The organism is Pseudomonas sp. C5pp, from assembly GCF_000814065.1.
In the GTDB taxonomy this organism is placed as follows: Bacteria; Pseudomonadota; Gammaproteobacteria; order Pseudomonadales; family Pseudomonadaceae; genus Aquipseudomonas; species Aquipseudomonas asiatica.
Window position 1 is genome coordinate 73,210 of sequence record NZ_JWLN01000015.1, and the last position, 18,341, is coordinate 91,550.

13 protein-coding genes are annotated in these 18,341 nt (G+C 63.4%); 5 read left to right on the forward strand and 8 right to left on the reverse strand.

Annotation, left to right across the window (positions count from 1 at the left end):
• Positions 1 to 102: 102 nt before the first annotated feature.
• From RR51_RS14405 to RR51_RS14420, 4 genes are all read right to left on the reverse strand, one after another.
• Positions 103 to 2,355, reverse strand: a complete 2,253-nt coding sequence (locus RR51_RS14405) for a hybrid sensor histidine kinase/response regulator (RefSeq protein ID WP_039613900.1) — start codon at positions 2,353 to 2,355, stop codon at positions 103 to 105.
• On the reverse strand, positions 2,352 to 3,128 hold the full coding sequence (locus tag RR51_RS14410; RefSeq protein ID WP_039613901.1) for a substrate-binding periplasmic protein: 777 nt from the start codon (positions 3,126 to 3,128) through the stop codon (positions 2,352 to 2,354). The genes RR51_RS14405 and RR51_RS14410 overlap by 4 nt, the downstream gene beginning before the upstream one ends.
• Entirely contained in the window at positions 3,125 to 3,841 is a 717-nt protein-coding gene (locus tag RR51_RS14415; RefSeq protein WP_015270773.1) for a response regulator, read from the reverse strand. The genes RR51_RS14410 and RR51_RS14415 overlap by 4 nt, the downstream gene beginning before the upstream one ends.
• 75 nt (positions 3,842 to 3,916) lie before the next feature.
• Entirely contained in the window at positions 3,917 to 4,561 is a 645-nt protein-coding gene (locus RR51_RS14420; RefSeq protein WP_015270774.1) for a TetR family transcriptional regulator C-terminal domain-containing protein, read from the reverse strand.
• Between the two features lie 102 nt (positions 4,562 to 4,663).
• Here RR51_RS14420 and RR51_RS14425 point away from each other — a divergent pair, with 102 nt between their 5' ends.
• The gene (locus tag RR51_RS14425) at positions 4,664 to 5,410 is read left to right on the forward strand and encodes an enoyl-CoA hydratase (RefSeq protein WP_039613902.1); all 747 of its coding nucleotides are present in this window, start codon (positions 4,664 to 4,666) and stop codon (positions 5,408 to 5,410) included.
• Between the two features lie 200 nt (positions 5,411 to 5,610).
• On the opposite strand, the gene RR51_RS14430 is transcribed toward RR51_RS14425, so the two are convergent.
• The 3 genes from RR51_RS14430 to RR51_RS14440 are packed head-to-tail and all read right to left on the reverse strand — an operon-like array spanning position 5,611 to position 9,783.
• Positions 5,611 to 6,666 carry a lipocalin-like domain-containing protein gene (locus tag RR51_RS14430; RefSeq protein ID WP_039613903.1) on the reverse strand — a complete coding sequence of 352 codons (1,056 nt, stop codon included), beginning with the start codon at positions 6,664 to 6,666 and terminating at the stop codon, positions 5,611 to 5,613.
• Positions 6,656 to 9,118, reverse strand: coding sequence for an ABC transporter permease (locus tag RR51_RS14435; RefSeq protein WP_039613904.1), 2,463 nt, complete (start codon positions 9,116 to 9,118; stop codon positions 6,656 to 6,658). Before RR51_RS14435 ends, RR51_RS14430 begins: the two co-directional genes overlap by 11 nt.
• Positions 9,115 to 9,783 (reverse strand): ABC transporter ATP-binding protein, encoded by a 669-nt coding sequence (locus tag RR51_RS14440; RefSeq protein WP_039613905.1) that lies wholly within the window; start codon positions 9,781 to 9,783, stop codon positions 9,115 to 9,117. The genes RR51_RS14435 and RR51_RS14440 overlap by 4 nt, the downstream gene beginning before the upstream one ends.
• A 343-nt stretch (positions 9,784 to 10,126) precedes the next feature.
• Here RR51_RS14440 and tssG point away from each other — a divergent pair, with 343 nt between their 5' ends.
• Genes tssG through tssJ form a run of 3 tightly spaced genes read left to right on the forward strand, consistent with a single transcriptional unit; the run spans position 10,127 to position 12,482 of the window.
• Positions 10,127 to 11,137 carry a type VI secretion system baseplate subunit TssG gene (tssG, locus tag RR51_RS14445; RefSeq protein ID WP_039613906.1) on the forward strand — a complete coding sequence of 337 codons (1,011 nt, stop codon included), beginning with the start codon at positions 10,127 to 10,129 and terminating at the stop codon, positions 11,135 to 11,137.
• Positions 11,134 to 11,703: an FHA domain-containing protein gene (locus tag RR51_RS14450; protein ID WP_039613907.1), complete on the forward strand. Its 570-nt coding sequence runs from the start codon at positions 11,134 to 11,136 to the stop codon at positions 11,701 to 11,703. The genes tssG and RR51_RS14450 overlap by 4 nt, the downstream gene beginning before the upstream one ends.
• A complete protein-coding gene (gene tssJ, locus RR51_RS14455; protein ID WP_039613908.1) occupies positions 11,700 to 12,482 on the forward strand; it encodes a type VI secretion system lipoprotein TssJ in 783 nt (260 codons plus the stop codon). The genes RR51_RS14450 and tssJ overlap by 4 nt, the downstream gene beginning before the upstream one ends.
• Before the next feature lie 118 nt (positions 12,483 to 12,600).
• Here the strand turns inward: tssJ and tssM are convergent, their stop codons facing one another.
• Entirely contained in the window at positions 12,601 to 16,278 is a 3,678-nt protein-coding gene (gene tssM, locus RR51_RS14460) for a type VI secretion system membrane subunit TssM (RefSeq protein ID WP_052261060.1), read from the reverse strand.
• 293 nt (positions 16,279 to 16,571) lie between these two features.
• Here tssM and tssF point away from each other — a divergent pair, with 293 nt between their 5' ends.
• Positions 16,572 to 18,335 (forward strand): type VI secretion system baseplate subunit TssF, encoded by a 1,764-nt coding sequence (gene tssF / locus RR51_RS14465; RefSeq protein WP_039613909.1) that lies wholly within the window; start codon positions 16,572 to 16,574, stop codon positions 18,333 to 18,335.
• Positions 18,336 to 18,341 lie beyond the last annotated feature (6 nt).

The window sequence follows — 18,341 nt, forward strand, 5'->3', positions numbered from 1 at the left end:
TGGACCGCGTGCAACACGGTTGCCTTGGATTATTGGAAACGGATGTAAGGTGCCGTTGAACGAACGGATCGAAGATGTAAAAAGTCGTAAGGTTTTTGTACGTCAGCTCTGGATCAACTGTTCCAGGGTGGCGCGGGCCTGGGCAAGCTCGTTGGCCAGCGGCGCGTCGAGCGCTTTCAATGCCTGTTCGTCATGCTGCCGGGCAGCGTCCTCAAGGCGACGCAACAGCGCAGCCAGCCCACAAAAGCCCAGGGAATCGCAACTGCCGGCCAGGCGGTGGGCCAGGTGCAGCACTTCGGTAAAGTCCTGGGCCGGCAGCGCCTCGGCCAACGCCGTGGCGTGATGTTCCAGCGACTGGCGCAGCACCTTCAACAGGCCTTGCAGCTTCTGTTCACCCAGCAGCGAGCGGTGGGTGTCCAGCAACGACCAGTCCATTGTCGAGTCGACGCCAGCCACTTCAGCAGGCGCCGCTTCGGCCAGCGCCTGGCGCAGGTTGTCCAGCCGCAGGGGCTTGGCCAGCACTCCCTGCATGCCGGCATCCAGGTAGCCTGGGACTTGCCCCGGCTGCACGCCAGCCGTCAGTGCCAGGACCCGGCTATGGCGGTTCGGCCCGGGCGTGGCACGCAGTTGCCGGCACAGCTCCACCCCGCTCATGCCGGGCAGATGCACGTCGAGCAGGATCAGGTCGAAGCGCCGCTGTGCGCAGGCCTGCAAGGCTTGCACGGCGTCTTCTGCAAAGCTCACCCGGTGGCCATCGCGCAACAGCAACCCACCGGCCACCTCGCGGTTCAGTGCCACGTCTTCGACCACCAAGATGTCCAGGCTGGCCATGGGCGACGGGGCTGGTGAACTGGCCAGCACTGGCTGCCCGCGGGCCATGTCGAGTTCGAACCAGAAGCGACTGCCCTGCCCCTGCACGCTGTCCAGGCCAATGCAGCCCCCCAGTTTTTCCACCAGGTGCTTGCAGATCGCCAGGCCCAGGCCGGTGCCGCCGTAGCGCCGGGCCACTGCCTCGCTGGCCTGGACGAAGCGGTCGAAGACCCTGGCCTGCACAGCCGGCTCGATGCCGATGCCATTGTCGCTGACCGACACCCGCAGGCGCTGCGAGCCCTGGTCACTGGCCAGTACCTGCACCGCAAGCCGCACTTGCCCCTGTTCGGTGAACTTGATGGCATTGGCCAGCAGGTTGCTGAGCACCTGGCGCAGGTACTGTTCGGCACCGTGCTGGTAATCGGCCAATTGCTCGTCGATATCCAGTTGCAGGGTGTCGCCATTGTCCCGGGCCATGGGTTCGAGCAGCGCCAGCACTTCCTGGCACAACTGGCGTAGCGAAAAACCGACCAGCTCGGCGCGGCTCTCGCCCTCCTCGAGCCGGGCGAAATACAGCACCTCGTTGAGAATCGCCAGCAACCCCTCGCCGGCCTTGTACAAGGCCTCGACGCGCTGGCGGTCGGCCGCCTCCAGCCGGCCGCCGCGCAGCAGCTCGGCCATGCCGAGAATGCCGTTGAGCGGGGTACGCAGCTCATGGCTCATGGTCGCCAGGAAGCGTGACTTGGCCAGGTTGGCGGCTTCGGCCTCGTCCTTGGCCCGGGCCAGGCTGGCGGTACGCCGCTCGACCATGGCCTGCAGTTCGTCGCGCTTGTCCTGCAGCGCCAGGCGGTCGCGCTCGCGGCGTTCGATGTCACTGAGGATGGCGCGGCGCATGTCATCCAGGGCATTGGCCACGGTGTCGATCTCGTCCGGGCGCGTTGATGGCCGGCGCCCCAGGCGCAACGGTTCCTGCCATTGGCCGCCGCCAATACGCCGGGCGAACTCGGCCATCACTTGCAGGTGGCGGGTGACCAGGCGGTAGAACAGCCCCGACAGCGCCACCGCCAGGCCACACAGGAACACGCCCATCCACAGCAGGCTGGCAAGGCCAGTGGCATACAGCCGTCGGTGCACCGCGCCCAGGTCGATGCTCACTTCCAGCTCGCCCAGATGCCTGGCCGGCCCCGAGGGCGGCTGGTAATCAAGGGCGAAGCGTTCGATGCGCAGCGGCCCCTTGGGCTCGGCGACGCCGCGCAGCATCTGGAAATCGTCACTGACCAGACGCACCCGGGCGACATCGGAAAAGTCCACCAGGCCGCGCAGTTGTGTATCCAGCTGTGCCTCGTCCAGGTCCCACAGGCTGCGCTCCAGGCTGGCCAGGTAACCGGCGCGGATCAGCGCCATGCGCGCCTCGATATCGCGCATCTCGCGGCGGTATTCGAAGTACAGCTGCACCGAGCTGGCCAGCACGGTAAAGCACAGGCTGAACAGCAGGATGAACAGCAGCAGGCGGCGCAGCAAGCCATCGGTGCGCAGGCGGATCATCGGGAGTCCGCCGGCAGGTTGACCATGTCGCGGTAGGTCACTTCGCTCTGCTCCAGCCAGCGCTCGATCTCGCCGGCCTGGTTCATGCGCAGCAACTGCGCGTCTATTTCGTCCATATGCTGGCTCAAGGGCGATTGCCGTGATATCGCGACGCGCAGGTAGTCCACGCTCAGGGCCGTGGGCAATACGCGGATGTCCTGCGCCCCGGGCAGGTGTTCGATGAACAGCTGGCCGGTGCGCCGCTCCTGGATCACGTAGTCGATGCGCCCACGGATCAGCTTGCCGAAGTTCTGCTGGCTGGACGAAACCCGTTCGATGTTCTGGTGGCGGGCGACGAAGCGGTCGAAGTCGGCGCCGTAGCTTTCGCCGTACAGCAGGCCGCCGCGGTAACTGGCCAGGTCTTCCAGGCGCTGGAACTGCACCGGCCGCAGGCGGTTGTAGAACACCGCCACTTCCTCGCGCACCACCGGCACCGTGGAAAAGCGCATGCGTTGGTCACGCTGGTCGCTGTTGTAGGCCAGCACCACATCCACCCGCCCGGCGGCGGCGTCCATCAGGCAGCGCTTCCAGTTGCCCAGCACCACGGTCTGCACTTCGTAGCCCATGCGCGCAAACAGCTCTCGCACCACGGTGGGGGCCAGGCCGCGTACCTGGTGGCCATCACTCCAGGAAATCGGCGGGTACACCGGGTAATCGCAATAGCGCACCGGCTGCTTTGCACTGGCTTGCACGGCGAACAATGCCAAGGCCAGCACCCAGGCACTGCGGGTCATGCCGCCACGCTGGCGGTGAACAGGTAGCCGGTGCCGTGGATGGTGATGATCAGCTGGGGCTCGGCCGGGTCGTCGTGCAGCTTGCGCCGCAGGCGGCCGACCAGCACGTCGATGGATCGGTCGTTGGGCACCCACTCGCGGTTGCGGATCTGGTCCATCAACTGGTCGCGGCTGAGGGTGTGGCCGCTGTTGCGCAGGAACACGCTGAGCAACTGGAACTCGCCATGGGTCAGCAGGGTTTGCCCGCCTCGGGCGTCGATCAGGCGCCGGCGGTCGGTGTCCAGCGCCCAGTCGGCGAACTGCTTCAGCGATTGCGCGCAGGCCGGCGTCGGGTGCACCTCGCGGGCATGGCGCACGCGGCGGATCAGGTTCTTGGCGCGGGATACCAGTTCGCGGGGGTTGAGCGGCTTGATCACGTAGTCGTCGGCGCCGCATTCCAGGCCGACGATACGGTCGATATCGTCGTTGCGGCCGGTGATGAGGATGATGCCGACCTCCGAACGTACCCGCAGCTCACGGGTCAGGGTGAGGCCGTCCTTGCCGGGCAGGCGGATGTCCAGCAGCACCAGGTCGACATCCTGGCTGCCGAGCAGGGCTTCGGCCTTTTCCGCGGTGTCGGCGCAGTGCACGTCATAGCCTTCCTGGGACAGATAGGCCTGCAGCAAGTCACGAATAAGCGGATCGTCATCGACGATCAATACCCGAGGCGTCATTGCGTGTCGTCTCTTTTTTTTATTGGTTTGTTCTACACACTCGCGACAGCAGCCTACTCGTTACTGAACAGGCGATCAACAGCCCTCCGGCAGGCTGAAGCGACGCCGGCCACCGGCCTGCAGGCCATCGACCCAGGCCTCGCAGATCAGCACGCCCTGCTCGGGGGTAAAGGTACCGGGGTTGAGCCCCGACTCCAGCCACAGGCCATCGAGCAAGGCGCTCAGGCTGATGGCTGCCAGGTCGGCATCGAAGCCCTGCCAGCCCTCCTCCCCGGCCAGCGTGGCCAGCAGCCCGCTCAGCTCATTGCGGTACTCACCATAGGAATGGTCATGCACCTGATTGATCGCATCGGCGGTCTTCACCGCACCCCAGAACGCCAGCCAGGCGTCGAGCAACTGCGGGTCGAGCAGCTCGGCGCAGAACGAGGCACGGAAGAATGCCGACAGCCGCTCGCGAGCATTGGGCGCGGCCTGGGCCATGGCCTCGCGCAGCAGGCCCATCACCCGACCGGTGACCGCCATGTAGGCTTCGGCCACCAGCTCATCCTTGCCGGCGTAGTGATGGCTGATCAACCCGACCGAAACCCCGGCTTCTGCCGAAATCTTGCGGATCGACGCCCCCTGAAAGCCATGGCGCTTGAGGCATACCAGGGTCGCCTCGACCAGGTTGGCTTTGCGCAATTCCGGCAGCATGCGGTGGTAGCGGGCTTCCTGGTTCATCGGCGGCTCTCGGGCTAGGGGCTGGACTGAACGACTGTACAACAAGCCGGACTGCGTGATAAACCCTTGCCAATCTTGCCCACAACAACAAAAACGGCTGCCATGAACGACCTGATCACACGTGACCTGGACCAGGGCCTGCTGACCCTGTCCTTCAACCGCCCCGACAAGCTCAATGCCTTGAACACCGCCATGTACCAAAAGCTTGGCGACCTGCTGCTGGCGGCAGGTGAAGACCCTGATGTCGAAGCTATCATCATCACCGGTGGACCGCAGTGCTTTACCGCCGGCAATGACTTGCGCGACTTCCTCGACAACCCGCCTGCCGACCTGGACAGCCCGGTGTTCCGCCTGATGCGGGTGGTGATGGGCCTGGACAAACCGCTGATCGCCGCGGTCAGTGGCGCGGCGATCGGCATCGGTGCCACCCTGCTGTTGCATTGCGACCAGGTGCTGGTCAGCCGAACGACCAAGCTGCGCATCCCTTTCGCGCCGTTGGGCGTGTGCCCGGAGTTTGGTTCCAGCCTGCTGCTGCCCCGTTTGCTTGGCCATGCCCGGGCGGCTCGCCTGCTGCTGGCAAACGAGTTGCTTGATGGCGAACGGATGGTGGCCTGGGGGCTGGCCAATGAACTGCATGAAGACGGTGAACAGTGCCTTGCAGCTGCCCGGCGCCTGGCACGGCAGCTGCTAGGTTACCCGCAGGCGGCGCTGCGCATCAGCAAGCGGCTGCTCAAGGACGGCCAGCGGGCCGAGCTCGAGGCGACAGTGGCGCGGGAGGCCCGGTTGTTCATCGAGTGCTTGCGCGCTGAAGAAGCGCGAGCGGTGTTGCGAGGGTTGATCAAAGATTGAAACCCAGGGGCCGCGTTGCGGCCCATCGCCGGCAAGCCAGCTCCCACCTCGACTGCATCGACCTCAAGCCTTGTGCAGTACCTGTGCGGTCAACTGTCTCGCTCAAATTTTAAAAGTTGGCGCGATTCCCTGTAGGAGCGGCCTTGTGTCGCGAAAGGGCTGCAAAGCAGCCCCAGGAAAACTCAGGAACCCCAGGATTGCTAATAGCCGGTCATCTCCAGATACCCACGGCCACCCGCACTCCCGGTCAAGCGCACTGGCCCCTCCCAATACGGGAATCGTGTATCCATCCAGGCCTGCGATTCCACAGCCTCGACCTGCACATCCACGCCATGCCCCGGCACCTGCACCCGCCATCGCGTCGGCACCTGCTTGCCGTTCTTCTGCCGAGCCCAGGCCAGCGCCTGTAGCTGGATCTGCGCCCCCTGCAGCACCACCACTTCACCCTGCGGGCCAACCCAGGTCCCGGCGCGATACGCCTCCCCCTGCACTTCGCGCACCTGGAACAGCATCAGCCTGGCGCCACTGTCCAGGTGCAGGGAAAACCAGTCCCACCCCGTCTGCCCGGCAGCCAGCGGCTGGCTGCTCCATTCCCGGTCCAGCCAGGCCCGGCCGGTGACGGCAATGCACTGGCCGTCACGCTGCACTTCCCCACTCACCCGATAGAACGGCTGACTGTAATAGTACGAAGCCTGCCCCTTGCCGGACTTCTCGCTGTAGCCCTGGTCCCCGTGCAGCACCAAGGGCCGATCGCTGTGCAGTTGCAGGTCATAGCGAAAGCCGTCACCACCGGCGACCATTTGCAGGTGCTCGATGCCACTGCTGCCCTGCAACGACCAGTCATTGATCCACGCCCGGAACGGCTGGGCCTGCACACCGGCCTGGCCGATACCCCCGCGCGCCAAGGTTTCGCCAGACCGATGCCCTCCGGGGCCGGTCAGCGCCGCGTGCCCCATCCACAGGTTCGGGCTGTTCCAGCCGGCAGTCTCGGGGCCTGGGCGCAGGGCCGAGCGAAACAGCGTCCACTGCGCGCCCCAGTCCCGCCCCTGGAAGTCCTGGAGGTTGGCGGTGACATACCACCATTCGATGCGAAAGCCATCATGTGCCCCGTGGTCACGCGGAAATTCCAGGCGATGGCCGCGCCGTACCTGGCTGAATTCACCCGCCTGCTGCCCGAGCCCGGCATAGCTTTGCTCGGCGGGCTGATCACAGCCGCCCAGCAACCCACACAGCAACAGCCAGGCGCTACGCTTCATCGGCAAACGGCCTCAACAGTTCGCGTGGCTGGCGACGCGCCAGCTGCCACAAGGGCCACGCGCTGGCCAACAGGCTGGTAAGCATGCCCAGCACCGCCAGGTGCAGCAGTTGCGCAGGGAACACGTAGAGCGGCAAACGCCAGCCGAATGCCTGCACGTTCACCACCGCGACCAGGCACCAGGCCAGCAGGATGCCCAGCGGAATCGCCAGCAGCACGGTAAGGCTGCTCAGCAGCAGTGTCTGCCCGAGGCTCAGCCACACCAGATGCGTGCGCCGCACACCCAGTGCCCACAGCGGCGCCAACTGGCCCAGGCGGGTCTGGCCCAAGGTCAGCAGGTTGATGAACAGCGCCACGCCTGCCACGCCAAGGGTAAGGCTGTTGAGCGCGGCGGTGGCGGCGAAGGTGCGGTTGAACACGTCGGTCGACCAGCGTTTGAGACGCGCCTGCTCGACCACGCGGCTGTCGTCCAGGGCGAAGCGCTGTTGCAATGCAGCCTCGAGCGCCGACGCCTGATCGCCCACCAGATCGACACTCAACCCGGTCAGGGTTGCCTGTGGCCAATGCCCGCGCAGCCAGCCGGCATTGACCAGCATGTGCCCTTTGGGGTTGCCGTAATCGGCATAGATGCCCACAACACTCAGGGCTGGCGAAGTGTCTGCGGGCAGCCTCAGGCGATCACCCAGCTGCAGCTTCAGTCGCCTGGCCAACTGTTCACTGAGCATCACGGCCTGCCCGGCGGCCAGTTGTTGCCAGGCCTGCTTTTGCTGCGCCAGCAATGGCCAGCGAGTGCGATAGACGGGATGATCGACGATGCCCTGGAGCTGCACCGGCCAGCCCTGCAGCTGTGTTTCCACACGCCAGCCGGGCAACACCACACTCACCGAAGGTTGCTGCCCAAGCCACTCGGCTATCTGCAAGCCCTGGGCGGTGTCCCTTGGGGTGACATACAGGTCGGCGGACAGGCGCAGGTCAAGCCAGCCGACAAAGGTCTTGCGAAAGCCCTCGGTCATGCTGCCCACCCCGACACTGGCCGCCAGCGCCAGCAACAGTGCCATCAACGCCAGGCTCAGGGCCGGCAATTGCTGGCGGCTGTCGGCGATGAACCATTGCGACAAAGGCCGCCGGCAATGGCGCGCCAGCCAGGCCAGCACCCGATCGAGCAAGGCCGGCAGCAGCAGCGCCGCCGCCAGCAGCAAGCCTGCCAGCAGGCCGAACGCGCTGGGCAGGCTGTCGCCCAGCACGCCACAGCCCAGGGCCAGCAAAAGCAACAGGCCAGCCACCAGGGCCTGGCGCCGCAGCCAGGGGCCCTGGGCCAACCGCCATGCCTGAGGTTGCGCCAGCGCCAGCAACGGCAACCGCGCCGCACGCAGTACACTACCCAAACCCGCCAGCAGCGCCCCCAGCACGCTCACCAGCACGCCCATCAGCCACCACCCTGCGGGCAGGCTCAGCGCCCCGGCGACCTGGGCGCCATACAGGCCGCGCAAGCTGGCGGCCACATCGGGCAGCAACCACGCGGCCAGCCCGTAACCACTGGCCACGCCGGCCAGACCGCCCAGCACCGCGAACAGCCCCAGTTCCAGCACCAAGGCGCACAGCAGGGTTTGCAGGCTGATGCCACAGGCGCGCAGGTTGCGAATCAGGCCGCGCCGCTGTTCCAGTGCCAAACCGATTGCGGCATGGGCAATGAACAGGCCGACGACAAACGCCAGCAGGCCAAGAGCTGTCAGGTTGAGGTGGAAACTGTCGGTCAGCCGCTGCAAGCCGCCATCGTCCTGCCGGGGTTGCAGCTCAAGGTAAGGCGCGATGTCCGCCGGCAATGGCCCCGGCGTGGCAGCCACCAGCAAGCGCGACAACTGCCCGGGTGCATGCAGCAACGCCTGGGCGTGGCCGATATCGACCACGATCACCCCTGGGGCCAGCGCTGGCTGTAGAACCAACGGCGGCAGCAGCTGCCCTTCGCTGTCGCGTACTGACGCCCCGGGGCCTGCATTCAGCTGGCGCAAGGTGTCTGGCCCGACCCAGGCTTGCCCGGGCAGGCCGACAAAGGCCTGCAGATCGAACGTTCCGAGCTGTACACCGGCGATGCTGCTGGCCGGCGGCAGGCTCAACGGCTCGATGCCGATCAACCGCACGCTGCGCGCCGGCTCACCAGCAAAGCGCAAGCGCCCTTCCAGTACCGGCGTCACCGCCCAGCCCAGCCTGCGCAACTGCACGTACAGTGCCTGGTCGAAGCGCTCGCCACGGCGCGGCACCAGTTGCGCCTGCAACGGCCCGGCCAGCACCGCGCTGGCCCGGGCATAGTCGCTGCGTGCCTGGCTGTTCAGCGCCTGCACGCCGGTCCACAGCGCCGTGGCCAGCCACAGGCCGGTGAAGATGCTGAAAAACTGCACGCGATGGCGCCGCCAGTGGCTGAGCAGCGCCAGCAGGGCCAGCGATAGAAGTCTCATCCGCCCTGCTCGGGCCGCACGCGGCCGGCCTGCAGGTAACAACGCTGCTGAAGGCGCGCTGCCAGCCGCGGGCTGTGGGTCACCATCAGCACCCCACTGCCAGCCTCGGCGACCAGCTGCAACAGCAGGCTCAACACCTCATCGCTGCTGGTTTCATCGAGGCTGCCGGTGGGTTCGTCGGCCAGCAACCAGGCCGGGCGCCCGGCCAGGGCGCGGCCGATGGCGACCCGCTGTTGCTGGCCGCCAGACAATTGCTCCGGGTAACGCGCCAGCAAATCCGCCAAACCCAGGCGCTGCGCCAGGTAGGCCAGCCAATCGGGATCATGCCGACCGGCCAGCCGGGCCTGGAACGCAAGATTGGCCCCCACGTCCAGGCTGCTGATCAGGTTGTACTGCTGGAACACCAGGCCGATGCCCTCCCGCCGCCACAACGCCAGCGACGCCTCGGAACGGCTGTCGAGCGGGGTGTCGTCGATCAGGATGCGGCCACTGTCGGCACGGTCCAGGCCGGCTACCAGGTGCAGCAAGGTACTCTTTCCACTACCCGACTCGCCCATCAGCGCCAGGCTGCTGCCGCGCGCCAGGCGCAGGTCGACACCCTGCAACACGGGAAGCGGGCCCTGGGGGGTGGGGAATGATTTGTGCAATTGCTCGATGACCAGCATCGACGGGCCTTGGTGGGTTCAGGGGTCTTCTTAGGAATAGCAGGTTCATCGCGGTGTGAACGAACACTCGTCGTTTTCCTCGATAAAGCAATTTCCGACTCTATTCGAAAAGCGGTATCCAGCTTCAACTCTCGATGAACTTATTAATTCCACGACCCTGAAAGCCTTACCGAAAAGTCAATATAAACAGCCCCGTGCCAATAAAAAAAGACACTTCCTACAGAAAGTTCTTTTTATTGGTCGATATCCACTTTCAGACGAGAAAACAATGACCTGAATCAGAAACCATCGACTACGATCAGCATTCACTTCGCACCCGTTAGTTACGGCAAGAGACTCAACCATGGAAAAACCAGTAGTTCCGCACGCCGCTGGCCAGGTCGATATCGCTTTGGAAAGCGCCCACCAGTACGCCTATTTCCAGCTACTGGAATTGCTGTATCAAGTACACGACGACGATCTGGAACAACGCCCACTTGCTCGAGAGACGAGACGCCGATTACGGCTGGAAGTGTCCCCCAGTCTGTCTTTCCCTGTTGCCGATGTGTTGCGCGCCGATCGCTTGAAGGACGACCGCTACCGCATCCAGGCCAGCTTTCTGGGCCTGCATGGCACAGACTCGCCACTGCCCACTTACTACCTTGACGAGATCGCCTACGAAAACGCACACGGCATCGGTTTACGCCCGGCTTTCCTCAATTTCTTCAACCATCGCCTTCATACCCTGCTCCATCAAGGATGGCGCAAGTACCGCTACTACGTACGCTTCCAACCGGGCGCTAAGGACGGTTTCTCCCGCTATGTCTTCGCCCTGATCGGCCTTGACGACTCAGCACTCCGCGGCGGTACGCCGCTACCCTGGAGCCGCTTGCTCAGTTTCGTGGGAATGATCGCCAGCCGCAGCCGCTCGCCCGGCATGGTAGCCGGCATGATCGCGCATTGTTTCGACCTCCAGCAGGTTGCCATCCGCGAATTCGAAAAGCGCACCGTGTCCATTCCCACTTCCCAACGCAACTGCCTGGGGGCCAGAAACTACCAACTCGGCAACAACTTCCTGGTTGGCGACAGCATCGAGTCACGCAGCAGCAAGTTCACCATTGTGATCGCAGGCCTGGATCAGCAGCAGTTCCGCGAATTCCTGCCCAGCGGTGACAACTACCAGAGGCTGGCGCGGCTGGTGGAATTCCTGCTCCGTGATGTCGGGGCCTATGACCTGGAGTTACGCATGTGCGCCGAGCAAGCCCCACCTTTCAGCCTACGGGCCGAGCATGGCACCCACCTCGGTTGGACAAGCTTCATCGCCAACCGCAATGACCCCACGCCTCCCCCTGTTCGCCTCACGGTACGCACATGAGTACAAATGTTCTCTCCCCCAGCATCACGCTCACCGTCCTCAACCCGGAAAAACTCTTGCACGGCAGCGAACCGCGGCATCGCTTCGATCGGGCTGGCGGTACCATCGGCAGTCAAGGTGCTTGGCGCCTGCATGATCGGGGCGTTCGCATCCTGCCGGTGCACTGTGAAATCGGCTGGCATGAAGGCCATTTCTGCATCATTGACCACAGCGGCAAGAGTTTCATGAATGGCAGTGACTCCCAGTTGCTTTCGGGTACGCCTATCCGCCTCAGGCACAACGACAGACTGCAGATGGGTGACTATCAGATTGCCATACACCTGGGCGAGGACGAGGTAGAGCCGGAGCCGCATACCGGCAGAGACCCACTCTGCGAGCTGGGGGTTAATCAGCAGATGTGCCCGCTGCAGATACTTGGCGTACCGATTACGGATATCGCCGGATTTTTCCAAACCTCAATGCCTGGGCCTGTGGATGAGCTTGATCCGTTGGCCTATCTGGACAGGGCCGCACAAGCCCGGGTTGACCCGGCCATAGTCGAAATATTCGGCAAGGAGGTGCAATGAACAAGCCTGTAGGTTTGCTACTGGCCTGCCTGGCGATCAGTGGCTGTACTTCGATCAGCAAGATCTACCAGGTGGCGATGGATCCGTCTTTGCCAGTCGGTGGCCCCAACAATGAAATCAGCCACCTGGCGCTGAGCCTCTACGCCGCAGACGCGCCTGCGCCTGTCAGCCTCGAACCGACAGATTCAGGCGAACAAATACCGCTGCATGGCCACCCGGAACAGCTGGCGGCCAACCTCAGCGCCACAAGTCCTGTCGAGCTGACTGACAAGCTGAGCTCACTGGCGGAGCAGCTGCACCGCAACTACCCCGCTTCTGTCGAGGGCGAGCAAGCCATCGTCGGGCCGAAGGCGCCTGCGGCATTGGCCAGTTACGCAACGCCCCAAACCGGTTTGCCTGAGGAACTCGACCTGCAATCACAACACCAAGCCCCGTCATCCATCGTTTTCAAGGTACTTCAGCTCCGTGACGATTCGTTGTTGCTGGATGCCACTTATGAGCAAGTCGAAGAAGACCTGGATAAAGCGCTGGGCACCACGCTGATCAGCATCGATGACTACCGTCTGACCCCTGGCCAGTTCAAGTTCATCGAACACGAAGAAATCAACGAGCGCACCCGCTACATCGCCGTCGTTGCTCGCCTGGGCGATAACTCCAAGGGCCGCTGGAAAGATGCAGTACGCATCCAGTCACGCGGTTACAACCATACCGTACACGTTCACTTCGAGAACAACACCGTTGAACTCAGGCAAGACAGTGAATACCGTCGTGACAAATGATCCGTCCAAATAAGAAATGAGCATCCTGTGAAGGCCGGACCAGGCACCGGAACAAACAGACAACGAATCCCGACCCAGGCCACTGGTATCGGGGTTCTTGGGTGGCCTGCGCCAGGCCCTATCGCCCGGCCACTTCGCTGGCCGTGCCGTCTCGCAACAACCGCTGCGGCAGGGCGAACCCTGCAAAGAGCTGGCGGGTGAAGGGGTTGTTTGCGCCCGTGGTGTGAACCTTGTAGCGCGCCGTATCGCCGGCAATCATGAAACCGAGATCGATACTGGTGGATGTACGGGCATTCAGCCCACCGCGGCTGAGCAGGCGGTAGAGCGACCAGGGGCCGTGATAGCCCAGGCTGACTGTGGTACCCGCAACCTGCACCAGGGTGACACGGCTATGCCCACTCTCCCCGGCAGGGCCCGGCCAGGTCATGCCGATCGGCTCCTTGCCCCGGTCCGCAAACGCATGCAGCTGCCCATCCAGGTCGAAGACACTGCCGCGCAAGCCACCGCTGATCGCCAGAGGCTCGAGGCCAAAGCTCACGTTCAGCTCCCCGCGATTGTCGAAAAACGCATTGCGTATGGCTTCAGCCTGCTTGAGCTGCGCCATGACTTCGGGACGGACCAGGTAACCTTCATCCGCACGGGAGTAAAGCGCATCGAGGTTGTCTTCGAGAAACACCGCAAGGTACTGGTCCTGGAAGCGCTTGAGCTGGCCTTGCGGGCCAAAGAAGGCTTCAAAATCCTTGAGCGATACATCCGGCCCGGCCGGGTCGATGGGGTAGCGTGAGGCCAGTCGTTCCTGGTAGACGCTGTAAACCTCAGCATCCCAACGCTGCTCCAGCTCCCGTAACGCCATGACCATCAGCACCTGCGAAGTCTGCTCCGCCAGCTGGCGAACATGCCGATTGAGGGGTTCCGGCAGGCCCGTGGCAATGCGCTGAAGGTTGTGAATGGGGTCGGGCGCCGTTTTCGAAAAACGGCTCAACACTAGCGCCAGGGCGGCCTTGCCCCGGTCAGGGTTGTCCTGCACCGCCTTCACGTAGTCGTGTACAGCGCTGATCGCCTGGAGTGTTTCGTCATGGTAGGACGGTTTGTCACCCCGCACGTCGAGCATCCCCGAAAGCCCCGCGAAAGACCGATAGATGCCCATGGCCTGCATGCGAACCTGCAGATCGGCTTTCGATTCCTTCTCGCTGTCCGCGGCCTGCGGATAGATCAGCGTATTGCTGCGCACGGTTTCCAGCAGCCGGCGTATCGGCGCTGCCGGGCCGCTGACTTGTTCCAGAACACTCAAGGCATGCGCAAGATCGCTGAATTCGGCAACCGAAAACTGGTTCAGCACACGCCGCCAACTGTCGATGTAGTCGGCGCTGTACAGGCCTCGCAGACGCTCCGCCAGGGCCTGGCGGTCCATGTCGGAGTAGTAGAGGCTACGCCGCTCCCCTAGCACCCACTGGTCGACCAGGGCGAGGTCGGCCACGTTCTGGCTATGCTGGTCGAAATAGTCGCGAAAGCCCGTCGCCGTGAGTAAAGGTGGCAGGGACAAATTGCCGTCGACGGCCGCCTGGTGATCGCGCTCGGCCAGTGGCCTGTAGACGATATCGAACGCTGGGCCGATCTCGTTGCGCAAATCCAGCTCACCGTGCAATTGCTCCCGAGCCTGCTGCCTCAAGCCAATGTAGACACGCTCGGCCAGCGGCAGCTTGCGCAACTGCTGCTGCGCTTGGGCAACGACTTTCCGGTACTCCGGCAGTTCGACATCTGCGTAGGCCAAAGCGTACCTGAGGTGGCGCATCAGCGCGGCCTGCAGCTGGCCCTGGCCCGGATACGCCCTTTGCCACTCGCGAGCCATCCATTGCTCGACCATCTCTGCCCGACGATTACCGCGATCTTCGATCATGCGATACACGCGCAATGCCGCCAATTGCTCGTCGCTACCAGGGGCAGCTTGCTTGACAGACGCTGCCACGCCGCCCGCAATCACCGGTAGAAAGCGCTGGGCCAGGGCATTCAGGTACGCCTGGTCCACTTGCGGGCCAATGGCTTTGCCCTGGTACAGCCCCATATCCGTGAACACGCTCCAACCAGAGCGATAATCGCCGTACAGGCTCACCGCATCACGGATCTCATTCAACGGCAGCAGCAGGCTGCGCCCGGTCAAATCATCCTTGGCGTCCGTGCTGGTGTTGCTGAACGCAATGCTTTTCTCCAGCACCTGCTCCGCCTTGTCACGGTTGACGCTGTAGAAGTACGCCCAACCACCGGCCATGGCCAACCCGCACACACTCGCCGCCACGGCGCCGCCCTTCAACAGGCGGCCCTTGCGCCGGGCGACCTTGCGGTTGTCGCCCGCCAGGCCGGCCTCGGGGTAGACCACGCGTTGCAACAGCCGCTGCGCGAAATACACCACGGAGGTACCTTGCGGCTTGGTCGACAAAGCCGGGGCAGCGAAGGCAAAGGCGCGGGCAGAAGCATCCGCGAGCAGGTTGCGCACTTCGCCTTGCTGGTAGACCGAGGAAAAGTACAGGCCACGCACCAGCGGTGGGGTGCTGTAGCGGTCACTGACCAGTACATCACCAAGGAAATTCAACAACATCTCCTGCGCCCCGCTCAGTTCCCGAAGCAGCGAGCAGGCGCTCTTGCCCGTGCTGCCAGGCGCTTCCACGGTAGCGCTCATCAGATGCCTGCCAAGGCGCCCCAGGAAGCCCTGATAGGCTCCCTCCAACTCCTGCAGCCAGGCATCGAAGTCCTTTACCGAACCCAGCGTGAAGGTAAAGCCCTGCACCTCTTCCCGCTCACGGGCCGGGAGCGCGGCGAACAGTTCCTCGAAACCGTCCAGCAAGTCGAACTTGCTCATCACCACGTACAGCGGCAAGCGCGTACCCAATTCATCACCCAGCTCCGTCAGGCGCGCACGCAGCATGAATGCCAGGTCACGTCGCGCCTTCGCCGATCGCCCGAACAGGTTGACCATATCCACCAGCAAGACCACGCCATTGAGTGGCCGTCGGCTGCGGTTCTGGGCAAGCCAGCCAATCATGTGCCGCCACAGGCGTCGCTCGACGCCCGCCGGCAGGCCTGAGGGCTCGGCCGGCGCTCTCGCCGTCAGTGCAGCCTCCTGCACTGCTGGCAGCGTGTTGTCATCGCCCCCCTCCTCAGCCGCTGTCGGCGGCTTGATGGGCTTGACCACATACGCCGGGCGCTCGGGCTGGCTGATGAACTCGCCCGGCGGATCGATCAGCACCGCGTCGTCACCTACCCACCAGTCGATGCCAAAAGCCAGGTCCTGATCCGTACTGGCCCGCTGGGTGGCGCCATCGGTGCGGGCGAGTGCAAAACGCTGATCCGAACGGCTGACGAAGCTCGACTTGCCCGCATTCTGTTCACCAAGGATGAGGTACCACGGCACATCGTAACGGTGCCCGCGGCCACCTTGGCTGTCGCGCAAGCGGGCCAGGCTGCTGTCGAGGGAGCGCTGCTGGGTCTGCAGATACACCAGGCACGGGTCTTCCACCTCGCGCCGCTGCCGTTGCTGTTCGCGTACGATCGAGCGGTTGCGCCGATGCACCCACGCGCTCCATGCCAGCAATGGCAGCATCACCAGCAGCACGGTTGCCGCAATCCGCACCGGCAGGTCAACCAGCGGTTGCTGCTCACGCCAACGCCATTCAGGCCCCAACCACCATAGCCAGACCACTGCGGCAGCAACGCCGAGCAGTACCACGCCAACAACTACCGGCATTGCCTGACGCTGCACCAGCAATACACCGCGCAGCAGACTGTCCTTGTTCACTTTCATAGCGGCAAACCTTACCGACTGCATTTCCGAATGATTTAAGGCACCTCACAGTGCACACTGCCAAAAACAGTAACAGCATTGAAAAACACTATTCAATGATATCAAGCAAGAAACACCAGCTAACACTTTTCTTGCAGACGCCGGTGACTTTCCTGAATTATTAAATAAAAAAGCACTTGCTTCAGGAAAGTTAACAACCCATCAACTTGTGGGAACTTTCCTACAAATAAGCCAAGTGCACTTTTCATCAACACCGGCACATGCCACCAGATAGAGCGTCCAACGCGATAAACATGAAGTTCAAAGACTGGTTCATGCAGGAGCAGCAGACCCTACGGGAATTGGGTGACGACTTTGTCGAGGACGACCCGCGTCTGGCGCCTGTCCTTGGTCGCACTGCCTCGGACCCGGCCAGCGAGTACCTGATGGAACACTTCGCCTTCCTGACCGCTCGCCTGGTCATGAAGATTGAAGACCATCTGCCCGAGCTGACCCACCCGTTGCTGCAGCTGCTCTACCCCAATTTTCTGCGTCCGCTGCCGAGCATGACACTGATGCAGTTCCAGCCTGTCGACCACGCGCTGAGCGAGACCCAGGTGCTGCCCAAGGGCACCCCTGTGTTCTCCCGAGCCGTTGACGGCGTAAGCTGCGAGTTCCGCACCTGCGCGGACCTGGCTATCGCGCCGCTGGAAATTCGCAGCATCACCACGCAACCCAGTGCCGAAGCACCGGTAGTGCGCATAGGCCTGGGCGCCTTGTCCGAGCAGCCGCTGCGGCAGATGAAGTGCGACCAGCTGCGGTTTCATCTGGCTGGCAGTAAACGCAATGCGCTCACCCTCTACCAGTGGCTGGCGCAGCACCTGGACAAGCTTGATCTGCATATCGGCCAGCACCGCTTTGCGCTACCACCCTCAGTGGCCTTCGTCGGTTTCGAGGCAAACGAAGCGCTGCTGCCCAGCCCCGGCGAGCAGATGGATGGCTACCGCATCCTGCACGAATTCTTCTGCTTCCCGGAGCGCTTTCATGGGTTTCGCATTGACGGGCTCGGCAGCTACTGGCCTGACGAGGCCGCCGCTCATATCCAGCTGGAGTTCGGTTTCAGCGCGCCCCTCCCGCCCGACATACAGATCGACCAGACAACGATCCTGCTCAACTGCATCCCTGCCATCAACCTGTTCAGTTGTACGGCAGAGCCCATCCCGTTGAATGGGCAGCCACTGTGTGAAACCGTGCGAATGGAGCGCCGGGGCGGCAAGGAAGGTGAGATTTTCAGCATTGATCGTGTCAGCAGCCAGCGTCAGAAATCCAGCGATCACGTACAGGACTTCAAACCCTTCGAAGCCCTGGACCGTGACTTCCCGTTGGCCGAGCCGACGCCCGCCCGCTACTACAAGCTGGACATCGAGCAGGAACCCGTCAATGACAAGGTGCAACACAGGATACGCCTGGTGCATCACAACCTTGCGCCCTACCTTGGCCTGCACGAAGAACTGAACATCGACCTTACCTGCAGCAACGGGCCCCTTGCGCAGCAGCTCAGGGTTGGCGAAGTCGATGTGACCACCCAGGACACCCCCTCGTTCGTCACCTATCGCAACCTCACCCGCCCCACCCGCAGCTACCCGCCGATGCTGCAGAGCGGTGGCCAAGGTGAGCGCCACTGGGCGCTGCTATCCAACCTTGCGCTGAACAACCTGTCGCTGTCTTCTCCTGCAACCCTTGCCGCGGTACTGCGGGTTTACGACTTTGTCGCCGCCCATGACCTGCAGCAGGAGCGCAATACCACCCAGCGCCTCGACGCCATCAGACAAGTGGACAACGAGCCCTGCGATTGGCTGGTCAAGGGCGTGCCGGTTCGGGGCATGCGCACCACCCTGCACATCGACCCTGCCGGCTTCGAATGCGAGGGTGAGGTGCAGCTGTTCGGCAACGTGCTGTCCCATTTCATGACGTTGTACGCCAACAGCAACTCATTCCATCAACTGCAGATCATCAACACCGCCAACGCAACCCGCCAGCTATGGCCTGCCCGGACCGGGCGGCAGCCGGTGATGTGACCAGGA